The organism is Streptomyces sp. WMMC940 (genome assembly GCF_027460265.1).
In the GTDB taxonomy this organism is placed as follows: domain Bacteria; phylum Actinomycetota; class Actinomycetes; order Streptomycetales; family Streptomycetaceae; genus Streptomyces.
Map to the genome: position 1 here is coordinate 3,420,498 of NZ_JAPZBC010000001.1, position 23,270 is coordinate 3,443,767.

Annotated in this window: 18 protein-coding genes and 2 pseudogenes; 4 read left to right on the forward strand and 16 right to left on the reverse strand. The window is 71.1% G+C overall.

The features are described 5' to 3' along the window. Positions 1-198: 198 nt before the first annotated feature. Positions 199-636, reverse strand: a complete 438-nt coding sequence (locus O7595_RS14955) for a hypothetical protein (protein ID WP_269729181.1) — start codon at positions 634-636, stop codon at positions 199-201. 373 nt (positions 637-1,009) lie between these two features. Between O7595_RS14955 and O7595_RS14960 the strand changes: the two are divergent. Together O7595_RS14960 and O7595_RS14965 are read left to right on the forward strand one after the other, a co-directional pair. Continuing rightward, a pseudogene (locus O7595_RS14960) lies at positions 1,010-2,225 on the forward strand (IS110 family transposase). A gap of 61 nt (positions 2,226-2,286) precedes the next feature. After that, positions 2,287-3,449 (forward strand): IS3 family transposase gene (locus O7595_RS14965; RefSeq protein WP_269729182.1). Its coding sequence is split into 2 segments (ribosomal slippage): positions 2,287-2,571 and positions 2,574-3,449, totalling 1,161 coding nucleotides; the frame shifts between segments, so codons are not numbered across the junction. Here O7595_RS14965 and O7595_RS33850 read toward each other — a convergent pair. Then, positions 3,356-3,748 (reverse strand): endonuclease domain-containing protein, encoded by a 393-nt coding sequence (locus O7595_RS33850; protein ID WP_443071834.1) that lies wholly within the window; start codon positions 3,746-3,748, stop codon positions 3,356-3,358. The two genes, O7595_RS14965 and O7595_RS33850, sit on opposite strands and share 94 nt — an antisense overlap. A 136-nt stretch (positions 3,749-3,884) precedes the next feature. Between O7595_RS33850 and O7595_RS14970 the strand changes: the two genes are divergently transcribed. Together O7595_RS14970 and O7595_RS14975 are read left to right on the forward strand one after the other, a co-directional pair. Next, positions 3,885-5,261, forward strand: coding sequence for an IS1380 family transposase (locus O7595_RS14970; RefSeq protein WP_269729183.1), 1,377 nt, complete (start codon positions 3,885-3,887; stop codon positions 5,259-5,261). 547 nt (positions 5,262-5,808) lie between these two features. Continuing rightward, positions 5,809-6,573 carry a transposase family protein gene (locus O7595_RS14975; protein WP_269729184.1) on the forward strand — a complete coding sequence of 255 codons (765 nt, stop codon included), beginning with the start codon at positions 5,809-5,811 and terminating at the stop codon, positions 6,571-6,573. 288 nt (positions 6,574-6,861) lie between these two features. Here O7595_RS14975 and O7595_RS14980 read toward each other — a convergent pair whose 3' ends face one another. The 14 genes and pseudogenes from O7595_RS14980 to O7595_RS15045 all read right to left on the reverse strand — a co-directional run bounded on the left by O7595_RS14980 (position 6,862) and on the right by O7595_RS15045 (position 23,127). Then, positions 6,862-7,821, reverse strand: a complete 960-nt coding sequence (locus tag O7595_RS14980) for a ScbA/BarX family gamma-butyrolactone biosynthesis protein (RefSeq protein WP_269729185.1) — start codon at positions 7,819-7,821, stop codon at positions 6,862-6,864. 261 nt (positions 7,822-8,082) lie between these two features. After that, entirely contained in the window at positions 8,083-8,559 is a 477-nt protein-coding gene (locus O7595_RS14985) for a flavin reductase family protein (RefSeq protein WP_269729186.1), read from the reverse strand. Positions 8,560-8,785: 226 nt separating this feature from the next. Continuing rightward, the gene (locus O7595_RS14990) at positions 8,786-9,904 is read right to left on the reverse strand and encodes an LLM class flavin-dependent oxidoreductase (protein ID WP_269729187.1); all 1,119 of its coding nucleotides are present in this window, start codon (positions 9,902-9,904) and stop codon (positions 8,786-8,788) included. A gap of 89 nt (positions 9,905-9,993) precedes the next feature. Further along, entirely contained in the window at positions 9,994-11,265 is a 1,272-nt protein-coding gene (locus O7595_RS14995; RefSeq protein ID WP_269729188.1) for an ATP-grasp domain-containing protein, read from the reverse strand. After that, a complete protein-coding gene (locus tag O7595_RS15000; protein WP_269729189.1) occupies positions 11,262-12,590 on the reverse strand; it encodes an aminotransferase-like domain-containing protein in 1,329 nt (442 codons plus the stop codon). Before O7595_RS15000 ends, O7595_RS14995 begins: the two co-directional genes overlap by 4 nt. Positions 12,591-12,710: 120 nt before the next feature. After that, positions 12,711-13,013, reverse strand: a complete 303-nt coding sequence (locus O7595_RS15005) for a YciI family protein (RefSeq protein WP_269729190.1) — start codon at positions 13,011-13,013, stop codon at positions 12,711-12,713. Between the two features lie 67 nt (positions 13,014-13,080). Next, positions 13,081-13,836, reverse strand: a complete 756-nt coding sequence (locus O7595_RS15010; protein WP_269729191.1) for an SDR family NAD(P)-dependent oxidoreductase — start codon at positions 13,834-13,836, stop codon at positions 13,081-13,083. A 6-nt stretch (positions 13,837-13,842) separates the two neighbouring features. Next, positions 13,843-15,150, reverse strand: a complete 1,308-nt coding sequence (locus tag O7595_RS15015; RefSeq protein WP_269729192.1) for an MFS transporter — start codon at positions 15,148-15,150, stop codon at positions 13,843-13,845. 413 nt (positions 15,151-15,563) lie between these two features. Beyond that, a pseudogene (locus O7595_RS15020) lies at positions 15,564-16,760 on the reverse strand (IS701 family transposase); the annotation flags it as partial. A 202-nt stretch (positions 16,761-16,962) separates the two neighbouring features. Beyond that, positions 16,963-18,327 carry a hypothetical protein gene (locus tag O7595_RS15025; protein WP_269729194.1) on the reverse strand — a complete coding sequence of 455 codons (1,365 nt, stop codon included), beginning with the start codon at positions 18,325-18,327 and terminating at the stop codon, positions 16,963-16,965. Next, positions 18,324-19,199: an FAH family protein gene (locus O7595_RS15030; protein ID WP_269729195.1), complete on the reverse strand. Its 876-nt coding sequence runs from the start codon at positions 19,197-19,199 to the stop codon at positions 18,324-18,326. The genes O7595_RS15025 and O7595_RS15030 overlap by 4 nt, the downstream gene beginning before the upstream one ends. A gap of 186 nt (positions 19,200-19,385) precedes the next feature. Beyond that, positions 19,386-20,522 (reverse strand): enolase C-terminal domain-like protein, encoded by a 1,137-nt coding sequence (locus tag O7595_RS15035; protein WP_269729196.1) that lies wholly within the window; start codon positions 20,520-20,522, stop codon positions 19,386-19,388. Further along, positions 20,512-21,393 (reverse strand): alpha/beta hydrolase, encoded by an 882-nt coding sequence (locus O7595_RS15040; protein ID WP_269729197.1) that lies wholly within the window; start codon positions 21,391-21,393, stop codon positions 20,512-20,514. The genes O7595_RS15035 and O7595_RS15040 overlap by 11 nt, the downstream gene beginning before the upstream one ends. 39 nt (positions 21,394-21,432) lie before the next feature. Further along, positions 21,433-23,127, reverse strand: coding sequence for a GH3 family domain-containing protein (locus tag O7595_RS15045; protein WP_269729198.1), 1,695 nt, complete (start codon positions 23,125-23,127; stop codon positions 21,433-21,435). Positions 23,128-23,270 lie beyond the last annotated feature (143 nt).

Genomic DNA, 23,270 nt, shown 5'->3' on the forward strand with positions numbered 1-23,270 from the left:
AACCCGCGGCGGTGCTCCAGGCGCCAGCAGGTCTCTGCCCCTTTAGCGCCCCGACTGACCGTGGCTGACCACTCGTTCTGGCACGACTGTGGCACGGTCTGACCCTCTCGATGCGAACTACGGTCGTGTGTTCCTGCTGTTGACCGAGGGCTGCAACGGCGCTTGCCGTGGCTGACTGGAGGGCGGATCGTGTCCTGGTCATGAGTGAGAACGGTTGCTCCCGGGCTTGCCATACCGGCGACGCCACCGCCGCGCCGAGCGATAGGCGCGCGGCTTTGGCGGGATCGGATCCCATGGTTTCCGCCAGTCGGTGTAACCGCCGAGGTGGTCTACAAGGTCCAGGCCGGGGTCGTCGGCCAAGGCACTCCACTCGTCGTAGCTCCCCTCGAGGAAGAGCGCGTAGATTCCGACCCAGCCCAGCCGGTACCGGTAGATGAAGGACGGCTCGTCTGCATGCTCGATGATGATCCGAGGGCGAACGCCGCTGAGATGCCAGATCCGGGTCTCGGAACGGATTGTGGCCTGACGGTGCCCGATGGTGAGGACACTTCGGTCGCCGGTCCGGCGCAGTTCGGCTGGCTTCTTGCCTAGCTGCCCGGTCCACATGACCTCTTCCCGCATTGGTCGCCGCGTCATGACGACATGATCCGTCTGCCCGTTCCGCCACGGCAAGGCTGAGGCCAACTCGGGTACTCCTCGTCAGTTAGCCAGGTCAGCGGTCCAGCGCACCTTCGGTGCGCGCCGGGGGCGTGGTAAATGCCGTGGCGCGCGCTGGAGGTGCTTCTGTCTGCCCTGACGGGGGTCGACGTCGGTCCGGGACGCTGGTGGGGTTCGTTCCGGCCGAAACCGATTGCTCTGTGATGCCGGTGAGCTCGCAGGTCAGCGTGGTGCTGAGGGCCGTCCACGGGAACCGTGGAGTGTTGCTGCGAGCACGTGCGTCAGAATTCCTGATTCACCCTGGCCCTCCCGGAACGGCGTACTGCTCGACCGCCGAGGGAGGGACCGGGACATGGACGTGCTGCACGACCGCTGGGCCGGCCTGGACATCAGCAAGAAGGACGCCAAGGCGTGCGTCCGCGCCCCGAGCACGAAGCGGCGGGGGTCGTTCACCACCGAGACCACCACCTGGGGATCGACGACGAACGCCGTACTCGCACTGCGCGATCACCTGCTCGCCGCCGAGGTCACACTCGTCGTGATCGAGGCGACGTCGGACTACTGGAAGCTGTTCTACTACCTGCTGGCCGACGAGTTGAACGTGATCCTGGTCAACGCGCGGCAGGTCAAGAACCTGCCCGGCCGCAAGACGGACGTCTCGGACGCGGCCTGGCTGGCCCAGCTCGGCGCCCACGGCCTGGTGAGGCCCTCGTTCGTGCCACCCCAGCCGGTGCGCGAGCTGCGGGACCTGACCCGGGGCCCGCACCCAGATGACCCGCGAGCGCGGCCAGATCGTCCAGCGCCTGGAGAAACTTCTCGAAGACACCGGGATCAAACTGGCCGCGGTCGCCTCCGACATCATGGGCGTCTCCGGCCGGGCCATGCTGGAGGCCCTCATCGCGGGTGAACGCGATCCCCAGGTCCTCGCGGAGCTGGCCAAGCGCAAGCTCCGCAACAAGATCCCCGAGCTCACCGAGGCGCTGACCGGACGCTTCCGTGCCCACCATGCCTTCCTGACCCGGCTGCACCTGGATCACTACGACCAGCTCACCGACGCCATCGGGCAACTGGACACGCGGATCGACGAGGCGATGGCCCCCTTTCGTCCCGCGCTCGACCTGCTCGACACCGTCCCCGGGATCAACCGGGCCGTCGCCGAGGTGATCACCGCGGAGACCGGCGGCGACATGAGCCGTTTCGCCTCCGCCAGACACCTCGCCTCATGGGCCGGAGTCTGCCCCGGCCACCACGAATCCGCCGGCCGCACCAAGAACACGAAGGTCCGCCCCGGCAACCCGTATCTCAAGGGCGCCCTCGGTCTCGCGGCATTCGGCGCGGCCAGGACCAAGGACACCTATCTGCAGGCCCGCTACAAACGGCTGACCACCCGCCGCGGCCCGCTCAAAGCCCTGGTCGCCATCGAGCACTCGATCATCACCGCGATCTGGCACATGCTCACCGACGACGTCCCCTACCAGGACCTCGGCGGCACCTACTTCGCCCAGCGCGACCCCGAACGCGCCACCCGCCGCGCGGTCACCGCCCTCAACCAGCTCGGCTGGGTCTGATGCAGGTTCGGGTGACATCTGAACTGGCTTGCCCTGTGGGGCAGGTGGGAAGGATGTCGCTGTGCCCAAGCCCTATCCGGAGGAGTTCCGTCAGGACGTCGTGCGGGTCGCGAGGAACCGCGGGCCGGGTGTGACGGTCGAGGAGGTGGCCACTGACTTCGGAGTCCATCCGATGACGTTGTGGAAGTGGATGCGCCGAGCGGACATCGACGACGGCTCCAAGCCCGGAACCTCCAGCCAGGAGAGCGCGGAGCTGCGGGAGGCACGTCGGCGGATCAAGCTGCTGGAGCAGGAGAACGAGGTCCTGCGCCGGGCCGCGGCCTATCTGTCGCAGACACATCTGCCGGGAAAAGGATTTACCCGCTCGTGAAGGAGCTGGCCGGGGACGGGGTGCCCGTCACGGTGACGTGCCGGGTACTCAAGCTCGCCAGACAGCCCTATTACCGCTGGCTCGACAAGCCGGTGACCGACGCCGTACTCGCTGAGGCGTATCGCGCGAACGCGTTGTTCGGGGCCCACCGTGAGGACCCTGAGTTCGGCTACCGCTTCCTGGCCGACGAGGCCCGCAGCACCGGGGCCGCGATGGCGGACCGGACCGCGTGGCGGATCTGCCGGGACAACCGCTGGTGGAGCGTGTTCGGCAAGAAGCGCGGCCGGGGCAAGAAGGCCGGCCCGCCAGTGCACGACGATCTCGTCCGTCGTGACTTCACCGCGGCCGGCCCGAACCGGCTCTGGCTCGCCGACATCACCGAACACGCCACCGGCAACGGTAAGCTGTATCTCTGCGCGATCAAGGATGTCTTCAGCAACAGGATCGTGGGCTACTCCATCGACACGCGAATGAAGTCCCGCCTGGCCGTGATCGCCTTGGACAACGCCGTGGCCCGGCGTGAAAACGTCGACGGATGCATCCTGCACACCGATCGCGGCTCGCAATTCAGGTCCCGGAAGTTCGTCCGGGCGCTCGACCGCCACCGGATGGACGGATCGATAGGGAGGGTCGGGACAGCCGGCGACAACGCGGCCATGGAGTCCTTCTTCAGCCTGCTGCAGAAGAACGTCCTCGACCGCAGGAAGTGGGCCACCTGCGAGGAACTACGGATCGCCATCGTGACCTGGATCGAGCGGACCTACCACCGCCGTCGCCGGCAAGCCGCACTCGGCCGACTGACCCCCGTCGAATTCCAGACCGTCATGACCACACCGGCCCTCCAGGCCGCGTGACTCAACCTGTCACCCGAACCTGCATCAGACCCCTTGACTCCCGTTCGAGGCTGTGACAGAGGTGCATGGCATATGGCGCCGGCGCACAGGAGGCCACGGACACACCCTCCGCAAATGAAGTCCCACGGCTGACAGCACTGATGGTCGTGGTCGACGTGCCAGTACGAAGTCTCTTCGTCTCCTCGGGGCCCCCGCGCACACAATGCACATACACGGTGTTGGAGTTCCAGGATGGCGTGCATGTCGCTCGCCTTCAGGTTGTACCGCCGCGCCTGACGCGCTACGACGCTACAGCTCAGGCAATGGCCCCTAACCTCGCGCTTTCATGAAGCGGACTGTCCGACAGGTGATCAGGCAAGCAGAAAGTGCCTCTGACCAGCGAGAATGAGGATTGCTGAGGTCCTTGTTCCCGCCCCTGTCGGAGGCACTTTCCAGGTGAAGCAGCCTATCGGGTCCTATCCCCACGTCCTTGTCCGGGATGACGGCCGGGCCGTGGTCTCGCAGGCCGGTTCGGTCCTGCTGGTCGAAACGGTCCGCAAGATCGGCCTTGACCAGGCGATATCCACAGCCCTGACCCCGTGGCGGAGACCGCGAGCCGTCCACGACCCCGGCAAGATGCTCGTGGACCTTGCGCTGGCGGTCGCGCTCGGCGGGGACTGCCTCGCCGACATCGCGATGCTGCGGTGCGAGCCGGCCGTGTTCGGGCCGGTCGCCTCCGATCCGACGGTCTCCCGGCTGATCGACACCCTCGCTGCCTCCAGCGAGAAGGCGCTGACCGCGATCCGCACCGCACGTTCCGAAGTACGCAGGCGGGTCTGGGGACTGGCCGACGACCGTGCTCCGGACGCCGACGCTCAGGTGACCGTGGACCTGGACGGGGTCCTGGTCGTCGCGCACTCGGACAAGCAGGACGCGGCCCCGACTTGCAAGAAGACCTACGGCCACCACCCGCTCATGGGCTTCGTCGACCACGGCCCGGGAGGAACCGGCGAACCTGTCGCAGCCCTCCTTCGGCCCGGCAACGCGGGCTCGAACACGGCCGCCGACCACATCAGCGCCGCTCGCCTCGCCCTGGCTCAACTGCCCAAGAAGTACCGGCGGGGACGGCGGACGCTGATCCGCTGTGATTCCGCGGGCGGCACCCACGAGTTCGTGGCCTGGCTCGCCCAGCGCGGACGCTGGCTGTCCTACTCGGTCGGCATGGTGATCACCGAGGCCATCCACGAGCACGTTCTGAAGATCCCCGCATCGGCCTGGACACCCGCAATCGAGTCGGACGGTGAGGTCCGTGACGGGGCCTGGGTCGCCGAACTCACCGGCGACCTGCTCGACGGCTGGCCCAAGGGCATGCGGCTGATCGTCCGCAAGGAACGGCCCCATCCCGGAGCCCAGTTGAGGATCACGGACGCGGACGGCATGCGGATCACCTGCTTCGCCACCAACACCCTCAACCGGCCGATCGCCGGACTCGAACTCCGCCACCGGCTGCGAGCCCGCGCGGAGGACCGCATCCGGGCCGCGCGTGCGACCGGTCTGCGCAACCTGCCCCTGCACGACACCGCCCAGAACAAGGTCTGGCTGGAGATCGTCCAGATCGCCCTCGACCTGCTGGCCTGGATGCCCATGCTCGCCCTGACCGGCAAGACCCGGCTCTGGGAACCCCGCCGCCTGCGGTTGCGCCTGTTCTCCGCGGCCGGCCAGCTCGTCACCACCGGTCGGCGCCGCATCCTCCGCCTCGCACGCCATTGGCCCTGGACCCGCGAGATCACAGACGCCCTCGAACGGCTCGCACCCCTGCCAAACCCTGGCTGACCAGCGGACTCACCCGTCCCTACAAGAGAACGTGCCAGCCCGGAGGAGTGGAACCCGGCGTCCACCCGAGACGACACCCGGGCCCTGAAACTGCCCGGCCTCAGCCACCGACAACGAAATGGGCCCCCGACTCCGTCGGCGACCCATCACGAAAGATCGAGGCTAACCCGTCCGTGGACGCCAAACCTGTAGGGGGCATCGCACGCCTCACAGGCCAGCAATGACTTGTCGGTGAGCGGAATCCCGTAAGACATGCCCCGACAGTAGCGGGAGCTACTGACACCAGTTCACTCCCGATCGCGAAGGCTTCACTCACCGCGCACGGGAAGCGGGCGGGCGAACTCTATGTGAGTGGATCACTGCCGAACAGATCGAGACCCAGGAGCCGACGTTCATCGGGCCCACGCGACTGAAGGACTCTGACGGCTTCCGGTCATTGAGCCCTTTCCAACTTGCGGCAACAGCGAGCCAGTTGGGGTGACAACGTGGTGAAGCCCCTGGTAGATGGGTTTTCGACCAAGAGAACCGTCTCCACCAGAGGCTTCGCATGCTTGTCTACCCTTCGGGCGTCGACGTGTCCAGCTCTGCCCTGCGCTTCCTGTCCGCCCGTCTGCGGCAGCACCGTCGCGCGATCGGCTCCCGCTGGAGGCGTCTGAACCCCGGCCGCCAGGCCCTGCTCGCACTCGCCCACCTGCGGATGGGAAACACGTATGCCCAGCTCGCGGCCGGATTCGGTATCGGAACCACGACCGCCTATCGGTATGCCACCGAGGCTGTCGAACTCCTGGCAGGCCTCGCGCCCACCCTGGCCGACGCGATCCGGGTCGCGTCGACGAAGGCGTTCGTAATCCTCGACGGCACACTCCTGCCGACCGACCGCATCGCCGCGGACCCGCCCTTCTACTCCGGGAAACACAAGAAACACGGGATGAACCTGCAGGTCCTCACGGATCCCTTCGGCCGGCTGCTGTGGGCCTCGCCGGCACTGCCCGGCGCCGTCCACGATGTCCGCGCGGCCCGCGAGCACGGCATCGTCGACACCCTTGCCGCAGCCGACATCAAGTGCTGGGCGGACAAGGCATATCGGGGCGCCGGCGGGACCGTTCGAACCCCCTCCTGGGGCCGCTGGGAAACCCTTTCCACCGGCCAGCAGGCCGTCAACCGGTCCCACGCGAAGATTCGCGCACTCGTCGAGCAGGCCATGGCCACCCTCAAATCCTGGCGGCTCCTCCGCAGGCTCCGGTGCTCGACCACCCGCGTCACCAGCCTCGTCCGGGCCGTCCTCGCCCTGCATCTGGCCAGCTCAGAGTGAGGATGGAAAAGGCTCAGTGGGAGATTAGCCGCCCCTCGACTATTTCGAAAGAGGAACGCAAGCAGGGAGGCTCGGTGAGCCAACCTGGATGCATATGGAGGCTGGCTACGCGGGACCACAACCGGCTACGTAGGGGGCGGCACGGACCGTCAATCCGCGCCGTCCTCCTGCCGAACGGTCGGCGGCACATGGTGACTCCCCCGCGGACGCGGGCCGGGCGCGCACCGGCGAGTCGAGTCGGCGGTCGCGCGGGGCACGCGCGGGCCCGGGCGCGCCCGATGGGTCCGCTCAGTCGCAGAGCGTCGCCACCACAAGGCTGTCGAAGGCGACGCGGCCGGACTGCCACACGGCGACCCGGACCACGGCGCCCTCGCCGGCGTCCTGCGCGGGGAGTCTGGTCGCGGAGACACGGCAAGGGGCGGTTGGGTCGAGGGCGAAGTGGAAGGCGCTGCGCAGCTCGACCGGGAGTACCCGGTAGGGGGCGCAGGCCGCCTGGATCGCCTGGCGGGCCGCCTCCACCAGGACCATGCCGGGGACTTCGCCCGCGGGCCGGTCGAAGAGGACCGGATGCCCGGGGTCCATCCGCAGGTCCCATTCCAGCCCCCGGCCCGCGGCCCTCGGGGATCGGGGCACACCCAGCACCACGTCGTGCTCGTGCAGCCGGCCCACGATCGCGGGGGGCACCGGTTCGGGAAGCGGCGGGTACCCGCCGCCCTCCGCCACGGCGGGGCCGCGAGAGGCGGACGCGTGCAGGGTCAGCCGTCCGGCACCCGCGAGGTCTCCCCCGCGCAGCAGGTCGGCCTCCAGGGTGAAGGCCGTGAGTCTCCCCTGTCGCCGCCGAAGGTCGGTGGCGGCAGCCTCGATGCGCAGCTCGGCGGGCGTGGTGCCGAGCAGAATCGTCCCCGGCACCACCTCGAACTCCATTTCGGCCATGGCGAAGCGGTCGCTCTCGGGAACCCCGTAGTACGCCTGCCCGACGAGAATGGCCGCCTGCCGGAGCGATTCCGCGACGAGGAGGGGGTCGTACCAGGCCCCGGCCACGGGTGCGTAGAAGTGGTGTCCGCGCGGCCACTGCGCGCCCAGCCGGAACGCGTCGGGGCCCAGCCGCCGCCAGTCCGTGATGAGCACCTCGGCCACCGCGCTGCGGTCGACGAGGTGGCGCGGAGCGGTCCGGACGAAGCGGAGGTCGGCCTCGCCCCCGGCCTCCGGCGGCAGGGGCACGGTGAGCGTGGGATCGGTGAGGGACACGCAGGTTGCCTTTCTCGTGAGCGTCGACGCGGAGTGCGTGCCGGTGCGGTGCGAGTCCGGACCGGGCCGAGATGCGGACCGGGCCGGACGGGATACGGACCGGACCGGACCGGACGGGGTGCGGGCCGGATCGGAGTGCGGGCCGGTGCGTGGCAGGCCCCGGACGGGGTGGCCCAGCGCGTGCACGGTCCGGCCGGGACCCGGGCGGGGAGCCCGACCGAGGGCGTCGGCGATCTCGGCCGGGCGGCCGTCGCCCCGCCGTCAGGCAGCCGCCAGGGCGGTGAAGCGACCCGCGTGGAAGACCAGGGGCCCCGCCTGGTCGGTCAACGCCCCTTCCAGGGCCTCGGCGATGACCAGCTCGTGGTCACCGGCCCGGTGCAGCGCACTGATCCGGCAGTCGAGCCAGCCGAGACCGTCGGCCGGGATCGGGTGGCCGGCGCGCGTCGCCGACCAGTCGCCGCCGGCGAACCGGTCGGCGCCCTTGGCGCTGAACAGACGGCACAGTTCCGCGTGCCGGTCGCCGAGGATCGTCACGGCGAAGGACCCGGTGTCGCGGATGGCCGGCCAGGTGGAGGAGGTGTCCGCCGCGCACAGTGCGACGAGCGGCGGGCTCAGGGAGACGGAGGTGAAGGAGTTGACCGCCATGCCCTTGGGGCCTTCGGCCGTGTCGGCGGTGACCAGCACCACTCCGGTGGTGAACCGGCCGAGTATGTCGCGGAACGAGCGCTGCTCCAGCATGAGGTGCTTCCGATCGGATGGGACGCCCCGCCCGGACCGGGCGCGGACCGGGCGTGACGTGAGGTGAGGTGAAGTGGGGTGAGGTGAAGTGCGGTGAAGTGGGATGAGAGCTGCTGACTTCGCGGACTTCGCGGACTTCACCGACTTCGCCGCCTCGGTCGGCCGGCCCTCCTCGCGGACCCTGCTGACGTCCGGAAACGATTCGGCAGGGCCGGGCGTGCCGTGGCTACGAGGACCGCTTGTTGCGGGCGGCGATCGCGAAGTCCACCGCCTCCTGCGGGCGGGCGGCCGTGCCGGTGACACGCGGAGCGACGTAGCGGGCGAGGAGTTCCATGCTGCGGTTGGTCTTCTCCCACGACGTCCAGTCGGCGACGTAGACGAGCAGCGTCCCGAAGCCGCCCGTGATCTCGTGCAGCCGCTCGATGCCGGCGACCACGTCGTCGACGGAACCGACGAGCGCGCCGCCCGCCTCGACCCGGGCCTCCAGCGCCCGCTCGCGCGGTACGTCCGGGCTGAGCACCTCGCGGCCGGCCGCCTTGCCGAAGTACTCGAACAGCCAGCGGTCGTAGCCCTCACGGACGTCCGCGTACGCCTCCTCGCGGGTCTCCGCCACGTGCACCGGCAGCGCGATGCGCCACTTGTCGCGGTCAAGGGTCCGACCGTGCTCGGCGGCGGCCTCCTCCGCGTACTTCCACTGGTGGGCGAGGTTGATGTGGGCGGGGGCTCCGGGCGTCAGCAGGGCGAAGGGCAGGGCGAAGGAGGTCATGCTCAGCCCGTACTTGCCGATGAGGGCCGGGCTGGACTGCGAGGTCCCCGATGTGGCGAGGGCGACCTCGATGCCCTGGGGGCTGAAGCGCGGAAGCTGGAGCTTCGCGTCGCGCAGGTCGAACCAGTCCGTCTGCTGGGTGATCCGCTCGTCACCGTTGACGAGTTCGAGGACGGTGGGCAGGGCCTCCTCCAGGCGGCGCCGCTGCACCGGCTGCTGAAGACCGAACATCTGCGCGTCGAAGGGCACGCCCGGACCGACGCCCAGGATGTACCGGCCGCGGGTGAGGTGGTCGAGGTGAACGGCCCGACTCGCCACGTGGAAGGGGTGGTGCCCCGAGAGCGGCACGACTCCGTGGGCCAGCTTGATCTGGGTGGTGCGCTGCGAGGCGGCGGCGATCATCGTCTCGGGAGCGCCAACGAGGCCCCAGCCCAGCGTGTGGTGCTCGCCGAACCACGCCTCGTCGTAGTTGAGCGCGTCGGCGTGCTCGACGAGGTCCAGGTTCCGGCGTATCGCCAGGTGCGGGTCCTGGCCGGTCTCGTGGACGGGGGACAGGAAAAGGCCGATACGGCTGTGCACAGTGATCCTCCGGAGGAGTGGTGTTGGTGGAGCGGTGAAACAAGAGGGCGCGGGGAGGCGGATGCGTGGGACACAGCCGCCGCCCCGGGTCAGACCACGCGGTACACCGCGTCCTTGAGCGAGCGGGCCTTCTCGTAGTCGGCCGACAGGGTGGCCTCGTCGGGGGCGGTGAGGAACACGCGCAGCGAACTGGTGAGGAGATCGACCGTGGGCCTGATCCGGGAACCGGGCCCGTACTTGACGGTGGCGAACAAGACGCTCTCAAGCGAACGGAGTTCCGCCACGGCCGTCTCGTCGACCGACTCCACCGTGCCGTCCTGTTCGGTGGGGGTGTTGTAGACGACGGCCGGCCGACGGCGGCGGTAGGTCCTGCCCGCGTACCGGGCACGGAACTCGTCCGGCCGGGTGTAGGCAAGCGCGGTGAGCGCCGCCTGGTTGTGACCGAGGCACACGTCGTGGAAGGGGGCGTTGATGTTTCCGTTGAGGCGGGTGCCGATCTCGACCAGGACGGGCCCGTCCTCGGTGACGATCACCTCGGCGTGGGCCGGGCCCCACGCCACGCCGAGGGCGGCGAGGACCTCGTCGACGTAGGCCGTGAGTTCGGCGACCACGGGGGTCTCGTCCGGATCGGCGAGGATGTCGCGGTTGTAGATGTTCTTGCCCGAGGGCAGCAGGCTCTTCTCGTACTCCCAGACGCCGCAGACGTAGCGCTCGCCGTCGCAGCTCACGGTGTCGACGATGTACTCCGTGCCCTTGAGATAGGACTGCACGAGAATCTCGGTGTTCGGGAGGCCGAACATGTTGGGGGCGCCGAGGACCGCACGGGCGGCGGCCCGCACGGCGTCCGGTCCGTCGCAGACGAAGACCCCGTCGGAGGCCGCCGAACTGAGCGGCTTGACGACCACGGGATAGCTGCCGCCTGCCTGCGCCCAGTCCACCGCGGTCTCCGGGTCGCCGGTCTTGGTCTGCCGCACGCACGGGACCCCGGCGCGGCGAAGTGTCTCGGTCATCTCGTACTTGTCGCGACGGGCCGGCGAGAGGGCCGAACCGTTGGACGGGACACCGACCGCCTCGCTCAGCCGGTCGGCGAGCGGCACGGACGACTCCTGTCCGGCGATCACGCACACCGGACCTAGGCCCCGCAGCAGTTCCACGAGAGCCGGCTCGTCGGATTCGACGACGGTGTCCCGGTACGCGGCGAGATCCGGCGGAGCCATCGCCGGGATGAGCTCCGGCGTGCTCTGGACGTGCACGACGTCCGTGCCGTGCGCGGCGAACGCGGCCGGGTAGAAGTTGCCCGCGGAGTAGCCGTCGACGACGACGGCCACCGGCCGGGGGCCGCTGTGCGGGTGGGCGCTCATGAGTGTGCCTCCGTCCGGGAGTCGATGAAGCGGGCGAGGCGGGCGATGCCCTCGCGGATTGCCGCGGGGGTGAGGTTGCTGAAGCCGAGCCGCAGTGCCCGTTCGCCGCCGCCCTCCAGGTGGAACATGCGCATGGGCGCCCAGCTGACCGCGTAGTCGCGGGCCGACCGTTCCATGGCGGGCAGGTCGGCCTCGAAGGGCACCTCGACGACCAGGAAGAATCCGCCGCGCGGCCGGTTCCAGCGCACCCCGTGCTCGGCGTACCGCTCGGGCGGGAAGTGCTCGGCGAGGGCGTCGAGGGTGGCGGCCAGCCGCTCCTGGTACACCGCGGCCAGGTCGCGGGTGGCGGAGCGGAGGTCGTGGTCGGCGTCCACGAGGATGCCGCCGATCGCCGCCTGTGACAGCGAGGACGAGCCGACCGTGAACATCGCCTTGGCCTTGGACAGTTCCTGGGCGAGGGTGCGCGTGACGCCGTCCTCCCCGACGACCGGGCGGTCGCCGACCAGGTAGCCCAGGCGGGCGCCGGGGAACGCGGACTTGGCGAAGGAACCGAGGTAGACGACGTCTCCGCGAGTGTCCAGCGACTTCAGGGTGGGGAGCCGCTCCTCGTCGCTCGCGAACAGACCGTAAGGGTTGTCCTCCAGGATGGTGAACCCTTCCTCGGCGGCCAGCGCCAGCAACCGCCGGCGGGCCTCCAGGGGGACGACCGTGCCCGAGGGGTTGGAGAAGTCGGGGACCAGGTACAGGGCGGTGGGGCGCCTGCCCTCGGCCCGTACGGCGCGCACGGCCGCGGCGACGGCCTCGGGTTCGAGGCCGTTCGGGCCCTCGGTGATGCCCTTCACGGGGATGTCCAGCATCCGTGCGGCGCCACGGATGCCGACGTAGGCGGGGGAAACCGACAGCAGCACGTCGTCCGGTGACCGGAACAGGCCGCGGAGGGCGACGAGGGCCGCCTCCTGGAAGCCATGGGTGATCATGACCGCTTCGGGCGCGACATCGATGTCCTCGTCCTTGGCGAGCATCCGGACGACCTCGTCCTGGATGAAGCCGTTGACCGGTCCGTACTGGAAGTGCAGCCGTGTGATGCGGTGTTCGGGCACCCCCTTGGCCCGCAGATGCGCGATGTACCTGTCGACGTGGTACGACAGCTTCGCGAGGTCGTGCGTGCCGTCGTGGGGAGCCCCCGACGAGAACGACAGGGCTTCGGGGAACTTCATCGCGGTCTCGCTGAGCAGACGCATCGAATCCATGTCGGGATCGGCTATGGCCGCGTGCAGGTAGTCCCTGCGTACGGCGCTGTCCTGCTGAACCGGAGTGATCAGCACGTCGGATGGTCCTTTCGGGAACACGCCGGGGGATCGGGGCGCCCGGGCGGGAGAAGGAGTTGGTGGTGGGCAGGGCGGGAGAAGAAGGCCGGGCAGCCGCGAGGGCGGACGGCCGCGCGGTCAGACGGCCGCCTGCGGCCGGGCCGCGACCCAGGCGCCCTTGCCGGGCGCCCACCGGCGGATCTCCACGTGGCGGACGATGCCGCCCCTGACATAGGGTTCCGCGTCCAGGATCTCCTGGAGGCGGTCGCGATTCTCGGCCTCGTAGACGAGGAGCCCGGCGTTGGCGTCCTGGAGCGGGCCGGCCATCAGCAGCACACCGCGGTCGGTGAGGGCGCGCAGGTACTCGGTGTGGGCGCCGTGCAGGGGCTCCCGGCCGGCGCGGTCCACGGTGTACTCGAGCTCGACGACGAACGTCGCCACGGTTGCCTCCTGAGCGTTGCGGGGTCGTGGGGTGTCCGGCGTGGCGCCGGGGAGTGCGGGGCGAAACTCACATGTAGAGGCCGCCGTTGATGTCGATGACGGAGCCGGTGGAGTAGCCCGCGCTCTCGGAGCAGAGATGGAGCACACTCCCGACGGCCTCGTCGACGGTGCCCATGCGCCGCATCGGCAGCTTGGACAGCACGGCCTCCTTCTGCGCGGGGTCGCGCCGCTCCCAGGCCCCGGCGACCCGTTCGGTCGCGATGGGGCCGTGGGCGACGACGTTGAGGACGACACCGTGCGGCGCCAGCTCGTACGCCATCTGCTTGGTCATGCCGATCACGGCGGCCTTGGCGGCCACGTAGGCAGCGTTGTTGAAGTGGCTGTAGGTGCGGCCGCCCGCGGAGGCGAAGTTGACGATGCGTCCGTAGCCGTCGGCGGCCATGCGGGGTGCGCACACCTTGACCGCGATCCAACTGCTGACCACGTTCTCCAGGAAGGACTGGTCGAAGTGTCCTGCCGTGAGGTCGGTGTAGCCGATCACGCGGGTGTCGCCGCCGACGCCGTTGACGAGGATCGACGGCGCGAACCGGTCCACGATGTCGGTCAGCTGGACCTCCGCCGCCGGGATGTCGGTGATGTCACCGACGACGGTCTCGACCTTCGTGACCTGACGCAGCTCGTCGGCGAGCCGGTTGACGGCCTCCTCGTTCCGGTCGAACAGGACGAGGGTGTGACCCTCCTCGGCGAGTTTGCGGGACACCTCGGTGAGGATGCCGCCGGCGGCTCCGATCAGCAGGGCGGTACGGGGGGTGGGTGCGGACATGCTCGGTCACCTTTTCTCTGTTGTCAGGTTCTGTGCGGCCAGGTTCTGCCCGGCGGTCGCACGGGGCTCCCCGGGACCGGTGTCGGTCCTGGCACCGGGGCCGGTGTCGGTTTCGGACCTGGCGCCGGGCGTGAATCCCGCCAGCCGCGGCAGCAGCGCGAAGCCGAGCATCACCGCGAAGCCGAGTCCGAGGACGGAAATCCACAGCACCTCGTAGCCGTGGGCGTGGGACAGGGCGAGGCCGGCGGGGCTGCCGACGACGAACGCGGCGTTCCAGGCGAAGAAGTAGGAGCCCTGGTAGCTGCCGCTGCGCCCGGCGGGCGCCCGGTCGGCGATGAAGGTCGCGGACATCGGTGCCCAGATCACTTCTCCGAGCGTCCAGACGACCGTGGCGATGGTGAAGGACAGGATCCCGCCGGCGAAGACGTTCCCGCCGAAACCGACGGCCATGAATCCGGCGGCCATCATCAGCGGGACGTGGGCTCGCATCCGGCCGACGAGGCGGGGCACGAGCGGCAGCAGCGCGACGGACAGCACCGCGTTGACGGCGAGGACGAACCCGATGTCCCCGCTGGACAGCCCGCTGTCCCGCATGTCCAGCGGCAGCGCGGAGTTGACCTGGAGGTAGATGCAGGCGAGCAGGAAGGTCATCACCAGGAAGCCGACCAGGACAGGGGTCCGGAAGGGCTCGGCGATGCCCCGGGCGGCGGAGGCGAGCGCCGCTGCCGCGCCCGCCGGCCGGCCGGCGGCGGCGGCGTGTACGGGCGGCGGATCGGCGGGAACCGCGAACACGAGACCGGCATAGACCAGGCTGGACGCCGCCCAGACGACGAAGAGCGCGGTCGGGCTGACCTGGAGCAGGAACCCGGAGAAGACGGGGCTCAGCGACATTCCGATGTTGAAGCCCACCAGGAAGAGGCTGTATGCCTTGGAGAACTGCTCCTGCGGGACGATCGCGGAGATGAGCCCGGCCCCCGCCGGCCGGTCGACCGCCGACAGGAAGCCCGTGATCAGCGATAGCACGCACAGTGCGACCACATGCTCGGCGACGGCGAACAGCAGCGCCATGACCGCGATGACCGGCTGGGCGGCGACGATCGTGCGACGCGGGCCGATGAGGTCGGCGACCGCTCCTCCCACGAGTCCCGAGAGGACCACACCGGCTCCGAAGAGTCCGACGACGAGCGGGGTCGTGCCGGGGGCGACGAGCCCTTCCTGCTCCAGGTAGAGCACGAGGAAGGCGGGGGCGAGTGTCCCCAGCCGGCTGACGGTCTGCCCGCACCACAGCAGCCAGAACGCTTTGGGAAGGGCCATCAGGAACATCCTGTTCGTGTCGGAGTTGTGAGGGGCTGTGACAACGTGGCCACGGGATGGGCAGGAGCGGACGGGGCCCGCAGGCCCGGTATTCGGCCCGCGGCGGGCGGGGGGATCGCGGGAGCGGGCTGCCGCGCCGACCCCCTCCCGGGCACAGCAGCGCCGGCCGGCCGGCCCCTCGGGGCGGGCGTGCGCGGCGCCGGGTCAGGCGTGCGCGGCGCGGGGCCGGGCCGGGCGGACGACACGGCAGGCGCCCCGGGCACGGCGGCGGACGATGACCGCGCAGGGCCCCGGGGCGGCGCCGACGGCACGGCTCGCGCCTGCGTACGCCGGGCCGGACCCGACGGGGCACTCGCGGAACCCGCCGGGGGACGCACCGCACGGGCCGGCCGGCCGGAGTCGCGCCGCGGACCGGTGCCGGCCCCGAGGGCGCCGTACGCGTAGGCGGCGGAGACCAGGGTCATGTGGTGGTGCCAGCCCGGGAACGAGCGTCCCTCGAACGCGCCCAGGCCGAAGTCGGCGGTCAGACTCTCCACCGTGCCGGCCACCCGCGCGCCCAGGGCGACCAGCGCCAGTACCTCGCGCAGCGGACGGTCGACGAGGTCGGTGAGCCAGATCCGCCCGCCCCGGGCCCCGTCCGGCCCGGGCTCGGCAATCAGCCGGAGGGCGACGGGGAGGCCGGGGAGGCGGACCACCCCCGTCGCCACCGCGGCCGCCGGGACCGGACGGTGCGCCCGGTCCGGTTCCTCCGCCGCCGGAGCCGGAAGCGGCGGCGGGTCGGGGTACGCCGCGAGGACGTCCCGTACGGTCGCCCCGCCGGTCCGGGCGGCCGGGCGGGACGGGGCGGGAGCGGCACGTTCGGGAAGGACGACGAGACTGCCCGGCACGGACAAGGCGAAACGCCGGCGCCGCGCGACGAGGCCGCCGGCCAGCGCGGCCGTGTCCGCGAATCCCGCGAGGTCGGCGACGACGGGCACCGACTCAGGAGCGGAGTCCGTCACACGCCCCGCGCAGTCGTCGACCAGGTCCAGCGCCAGGGTGTCGGCCGCGTCCTGGTTCGCGCCCTTCCCGTCGGGGACCCGGGCTCGGTCGCGCAGTTCCCGGTCCTCGGACCACGGTCCGGGCAGCAGCAGGCGCCAGTCGACCGGCAGGACCGTGCCGCCGGCGGCGAGGAACGCGCCCACGCCGAGCTGGCAGTTGACGGTCCGTCCGTCCCGGGGGATGAAGCGCCGGTGCACCCCGCAGGAGCGCTCACCGCGCTTCGGCAGCACCGCGGTGCCGACGACCAGGGCACGGGGCCGCGCGGCGCGTGCCACCCACTCGGTCAGACGGCTGCGCACCGGTTCCCAGTCCCAGGGGCTGGCACTGACGAACTGGTGCAGCGCCTGGGCCGCCGTGGCCGAGTCCGAACCGGACGCGGCGAGGCGCCTGACCGTCTTGCGTCCCGGTGTCACCAGCAGACCCCGGGTGTACACCGAAGCCCACCTGCGCTGGTCGGCCCGGGGCAGCCGCTCGAAGATCTCCCCGACGAAGGCGTTGAAGGAGTCGGGGCGTCCGGTGGAGCCGTCCCGGGTGCGCGCCGGGCGCCCTGCGGGGACCGTGCCCGGCATCACGGCCGGAGCGGGGGTCGCCGTGGACAAGGTCCTCACCATGACTCGTTCCCTTCCTGTGTGCGGTGCCGGGGCGGGCCCCGGGAGTCCTCGGTACTCACAGAAAAAAATAGAGAACGAACTCTTTGTTTTCAATCGCGGGTGCCACCTCGACGACGACTTTGCGGAGTCGGGCCCTTGACACACCTTCCCACCTGCGGTTCTACGACACCGTTCCCAACGCCTCCCACAGTCCCGTGGACCGCAGGGCCGCCCCGGGCCAGTCGGCTCCGAGTCCCTGGGAGGCGAGCGAGACGGTCAACACCCCTTTGAAAGTCGACAGATGGAGGGTGCACCCGGCAGGCCCGCCGCCGCGGCCACCGGACGCCCAGAACGCGGTCACCCTCGCGGCGTGCGCGCCGAGCGCGGTGTCGACCGAACCGGCGTCCACGACACGCAGTTCGGGACTGCCGGTGGTCCCCGCCTCCTGTTCGGCTGCCCGGTGGGCACCCGGGTGCCCCGGCCCCTCCGGCCCCTCCGGCCCCTCCGGCCGCCAGGCGCGCCCCGCCGAGCAGAGCAGCGCGGCGTCTTCGCGGGCCCGGACTGCCGGGTCCCCTCCTGGCCGGGTGCGCAACGACGCCCGCACCACACCCAGTACGCAGCCGGGCTCGGAAATCAGCGCGCGCTCCGCGTAGCGGCGCCGCAGGGACATCGCCCTCGCCACGGTGACCTCGCCGCGGCCCGTCGTGCCGGCCAGCGCACCGGCCAGCCTGCTCGTGAGCAATCCGCCGACCGTCAGGTGCCGTTCTCCGCACCAGTCGCGCAGGCGCCTGCTCTCGCCAGGGGTGAGCGGCAGGATCACCGCGCCGCCCTCCCGGCCGGCCTGATCACCGGCGGGGCCGATGCCGGTACCGCCTCGGCGGTACGGCCGCCTCGGTCCGCCCGCCCGGACGTCCGCGTACGGCGGCGCGGCGCGGCGGCCCCGGTGCGGCCATCCCCGCGGCAGGCACACCCCGCATCCGCACACGCCTCCGCCCTCGTAGGTGAGTTCGTCGGTGTCCGGCGGCAGCGGCTCCTCGGGGGCGGGGGCGTCGACTGCGCCCGGAGCGCCGAACAGCGCGTCCAGCAGGAACCGTGCCAGCCGGCCGGCCGAGTAGGGGTCGCAGATCGAGGGGTGGCAGGTGAGGGCGAAGCGTGTGCCCCCCGCCGCCCCGCGGCCGACCCGGAGCCGCCACAGCCGCTCCCCCGCCCCCGGGATGCCCGCGTCCGCTGCGCCGTCACCGCCCCGGCAGGCAACCGGTGCCGGGCGTGGCAGGACGTGGACGGGGTACGGGCCGGGCGTCCCGTGCCGGAACCACAGGCCGCCGCCGGTGTCCTCGATGCGCAGCGACAGCAGGGGCAGCCGCCGCACCCACTGCGCCACGGCCCGCTCCACCCTTTCGGGCGGGAGTGCGTCGGCCACCGTGAAGGAGGTGGTGATCAGGCCGCTGCCGGACAGGAGCGCATGGCGGTGGGCGAACCCGGCTTCCGTACCGCTGAGCCGGCGGACACGCCCGCCGGGCGCGGGCGCGCCCTCACCCCGGCTCACGAGCCCTCGCACACGGCGTCGCCGGGCGCCGGCGACGCGTACCTCACCGTGTTGGACAGGGTCACGCCGTGGCTCGTGAAGTCCAGGGTGACGCGGTCGCCGTCGGCCATCCGGAAGCCGCCGTGGAAGCTGCTGCGGTCGGCGCCGATGTAGACGTAGTGCACCCGGCCGGGGGCGAGCAGGGCGTCGAACGCGAACAGCCCCTGGACGATGTCGTCGAGCCCGTAGTGCAGCGCCTTGGTCCCGGTGGTGAAGTCCCCGTGCCAGGCGGGCTCGCCGTCCCGCTCGATCCTGACGTGCCCGGTGACGTGGCACGGCGGCTCACCGAGGAACAGCCAGGGCGCGACGGCCGCGTCGCAGAGCTTGGCGTACGAGAGGTGGCCGCGGTGCCGGCGGAAGCGCCCGATGTCGGTGAGGTCGTTGCCGAAGCCGTAGCCGACGTAGCGGGGGGTGCGGTCGTCTCCGGTGACGTAGACGAGGACGACCTCCGCCTCCTCGGTCAGCGCGACCGAGGAGGCAGGGGCACGCAGTTCCTCGCCCGAGGTCCTGAGCACGTCGCCGAGGCCCTTCAGGAACCAGTTCGGCTGGGCGGGGGTCTCCGCGTCCACCTTGACGTTGTGGGTCTGCATGAACCCGCCGACCATGGCGTCGCCGGGGCTGTCGGGGAGCAGCGGCGGACGGAAGGACACCGAGTGCCGCTCGTGCGCCGGCACGGCCACCGTCCCGGCGTCGGGAAGGGCGGCGCCCTCGGCCAGCAGCCCCGCCAGGTCCACGCCGCCGCGCGGCACCAGGCGCAACGGTTCGCCGTCCGCGGGCAGACCGAGACCGAAGTACCGGTCGTTCCGGTAGGTGCATTCGAAGAGTACGTTCATGACGGATACCGCCTTTCGGGCACGGACGTGCCCACGAAGGTTGGGAGGGCCGGACGCGCGGCAGAGCCGCGCGGGTTGCGGGAACGTGCGCAACCGGGACCACCCGGCGAGGTCGGGGCCGGCGGCCGTGCCGGGCCGGTGACCGCCCGGTGCGGGCGGGCGGCGGGCGGGCGGGCGGCGGGCGGTTCAGAGGTCGCAGGCCGCCCAGCGCTCCGCGTTCCCGGCGAGGTCCATGCCCCAGCCGGTGCCGACCGCGGGCGACAGGGTGTTCGTCCGCCGGTCGACGGCCGGCGGCGGAACGACGATCATCTCCGGGAAGAAGCGGTCCGACTGGCCGGCTTCGACGGTGAGCGCGTCGGGGTGGCCGAAGGCCAGCGCCCGGCCCGCGTTGATCAGCGGACCCACCTCGGCCACCTGGACCCCGAACTGGAAGCGGACGCCGTGCTCCCGGGCATAGGCGACGAGCCCGGCGGCGGGCAGGGGCCCGCCGTTCTTCGCCACCCGGATGTTGAACGCGTCGCACGCGCCCGTCTCGACCGCCGTGCGGGCGTCCGCGACCGTGCAGACGGACTCGTCCAGCATGATCCGCACACCGCTGTCCCGGCGCAGCACGCGCAGTGCCTCCCAGGACCCCCTGGGCAGCGGCTCCTCCACGTAGTCGACACCGGCCTCACGCAGCCGGCGCGCGCGGGCGACCGAATCGGCGGGCGTCCAGCACATGTTGGCGTCGACCATGACGGGAACCTCGTCACCGACCTCGTCACGGACCGTGCGCACCGTGCGGGCGTCGCGCTCGATGTCGTCCGAAGCCTTGATCTTCACGAAGTGGAACGGGCCCCGGGTCGCGAGGAACTCCTCCGCCGACAGGCTCAGATCGAGTACCTGTGACACGGCCAGTGTGCCCGGCCCCGGGGAGACGGGGCCGGGCAGCAGTTGCCGCCCGCCCGCTCCGAGTCGGCGCCCCAGCCAGTCGAGGACCGCCGTCTCCAGCAGGCACAGGAGATTGTTGCCGCCGTCGACACCGAAGGTCCGCGCGAATCCGTCGCGGTGCAGCAGGCCCAGCAGTTCCCCGGGCTCCCGCGCGGTGAGCACACCGAACAGGGCGTCGAAGTCGGTCCGTTCGACCGCCACCCGGACACCCGCGGTGGTCTCGCCGGTCACATAGGGCCGGGGAGCGCACTCCCCGATGCCGTCCGTGCCGCGGGCCGTGAGGCGCAGGACCAGCGAGTCCGAGCTGCGGCGCCGCGCGGCGGGATGGTCGAACGGTGTCCGCATGGGGAGCTCGACGTGGTAGAGGCGGGCCCGGCCCCTCTCAGACGCCACGGTTCAGCCCCTGGAGCAGCGTGTACGTGGACGTCCAGTCGACCAGGTCCCCACTGACGTCGGTGTAGAAGAGGTAGTGCCTGTCGGTCGGGAACTTCATGATGGCGCCCCGGCCGGACACCAGACGCTGGAAGACGGCGTGGGCCGCGTCGAGGTCCACGATCGGGTCGGTCATCCCGGAGACGAAGGTCGCGGCGGGCACCTGGTGCGGCACCCGTCCCGGCGCGAGGTACCGGCGCTCCAGTTCGAGCAGCACGGCCCGCGACCGGCGCGTCAACTGCCTTACCGCCAGGTCGTCGTGGTCGATGAAGTGCTGGTACTTGGCCGTGCCGGTGAAGTCGGCGGCCGTCAGCCCCGCGTCCCACAGCTCGTCACCGCCGTCCGCCCCGAGGGCCGCCCGGGACTCCTCGTCGAGCGTCGCGTGCATACGGCCGAGCCAGGAGGAGCAGAAGACGGCCGCGTCGTAGGAGGTGGTGAACCCCTCGTGGGTCATCAGGGCGGCCATGTACGAGCCGCCGAGGCAGTGCCCGAACAGGGACAGGGGCACCGAGTCCCCGATCACGGCGCGTACGTGCGCGACGGCATCCGCGTAGTCGCCGAGCACGGTGTCGGCGTCCGGTATCTCGTGGCGCGGACCGGGACTTATCCCGCTGCCGCGCCGGTCGAGGACGAAGAGGGCGATGTCGTTGTCGGCGAACCGCGGGCCCACCTCCCACAGCCAGCCGGCGTGACTCTGCAGGCCGTGGAAGTAGAAGACGGCTCCCTTGATCTGCTCCGGCCGCCAGACGTGCAGGGCGAGCCGGGTGTCGCCGCACGGGAGGTCGACGATCTCCCGACGGGTGTTCTGCGGGGGCCTGAGGGTCTCGATCACTGTGGCTTCTCCTTGTGGGTCGTCGGTCGGGACGGCGGGTCACCGGGCGAGGACGGCGTCGAGGAAGTCCGCGTCCTGCTGGAAGGGCTTGAACTTGTACTGGGTGGCGTTGCCCTGCTGGCGGCGCGACTCGACGTGGGCGGCGATCGCGCCCTGGGCCACGGTCCGCACGCGCAGGCCGCCCAGCCGGCGGCTGGTCCGCTTCGAGGCGTACTCGATGTTGATGGCGGACAGTTCGCGGTCGATCGCGGTCGAGAGCGTCCGGTCCAGCGCCTCGCCGGGGGCCGGGACCTCGACGACGACCGTGTAGTACGGCGGCTCGTCCCAGCACGGGCCGCACATGTACAGCCCGGTGTCGAGGCCGGCGCCTTCGAGGCCCTGGCGGATGGCCTGGGTGACCTGGCTCTCGGTGATCTTCTCGCCGGTGAAGGAGTGGAAGACGCCGTCGCGGTGGGTGAAGTGGACCCACGGGGTACCGTCCACGATCCTGTCGACGCGGTAGATGTCACCGGTCCACAGCCGGTAGAGGCCGTTGCCCTGGGACATGATCAGGTGGTAGTCGTGCCCCGCCTCGACCTCGTCGTACAGCAGCGTGTCGACCTTCTCGCCCGCGTCGAGGAGTTCGCCCAACGGCACCTCGGCGGGGACGAACTCGAAGAACGCCTGGCTGACGGCCAGGGGCTGGCTCTCCAGGGTCTCGTCCACCGGGATGGTGGTCACCCCCTCGGTGCCGCAGCTCATGAACGGCAACTTGGCCACGCCGGGCAGGACCGCCTCCAGGCGCGGCCGGTACAGCTGGGCGGAGGCCGAGAGCCAGCAGCTGTAGAGGGTCAGCGAGGGCCAGACGTCGACCAGGCTGAACCCGTCCTTGACGAGGACCTGTTCCAGGTGCCGCGCGGCGTTCTCGTCGGGCCGGGCGCACGGGCGGCCCTGGAGGGTGCCTGCCCGCAGGTCGCGCACCAGCTCCGGACCGTGCTCGGCTATCAGGTCGCGCAGCGAGACGAGGGTGCTGGGGTTGATCGCGGAGATGTAGTGCAGGTCCTTGCCCACGAGGTGCCGCACACGGTGGTACATCCGCCCGGCGTGGCCGGCCGGGGCCTCCGGTCCGAACCAGGGCGACTCGTACCACGGCGGGTTCCAGTCCCGGCTGTTGATCTGGGGATGCCGGTTGCTGATCGCCTGGTGCTCGACGCCGTGCACGAAGTCGTACACGTCCTCCCGGACGGTCTGGGTGTCGAGCGTGGCCCACGGATGGGCGAGGATCTCGGGGTGGTGCTCCAGGTAGGTGCCCCACATCGCCTTCATCGCCGGGATGCGGTACGTGAGCAGCCAGTGCAGCGTGTACGGGACGCGCTTGGGGGTGCCGGTCGTGCCGCTTGTCTTGAGCCATCGGAGCACGGGACTGCAGGAGAGGACGCCGCCCTTGGTGTGGGTCTCCCGGTCGATCTGCCCGGCGAAGTCGTTGTAGCGCATGACCGGGAGCACCGAGCGGAAGGCCGAGGGGTCCGCGGCGACCGCGTCGTACCCCTGTTCCTTCCAGTGCAGGGAGCTGATCCCGATGTCGATCAGGTCGTCCAGGACACGGGCCTGGGCGGCGGCCGGGTCCTTCAGGTCGGCGAGCAGGCTCTCCCGGGCCCGGAGGCACTCCTCGACGAAGGGGTCGCGCCGGGACTGCCAGTGCTGCTGCCACCGGGAGGTGGACGGCGACGGGGGGCCCGCGGGCTCCGGGGGCACCGCGGTACTTCCGGGACTCCGGGGCGCCTGCGGGGTCCGGGGCGTCCGGCTGTTCCGGGGGGTCTGCGGGCTCGGGGCCGCGGGGGATCCTGCCGCAGGGCTCAGGACCTGGGGTGCGTTCACTGTCGCTCTCTCCTCGGACA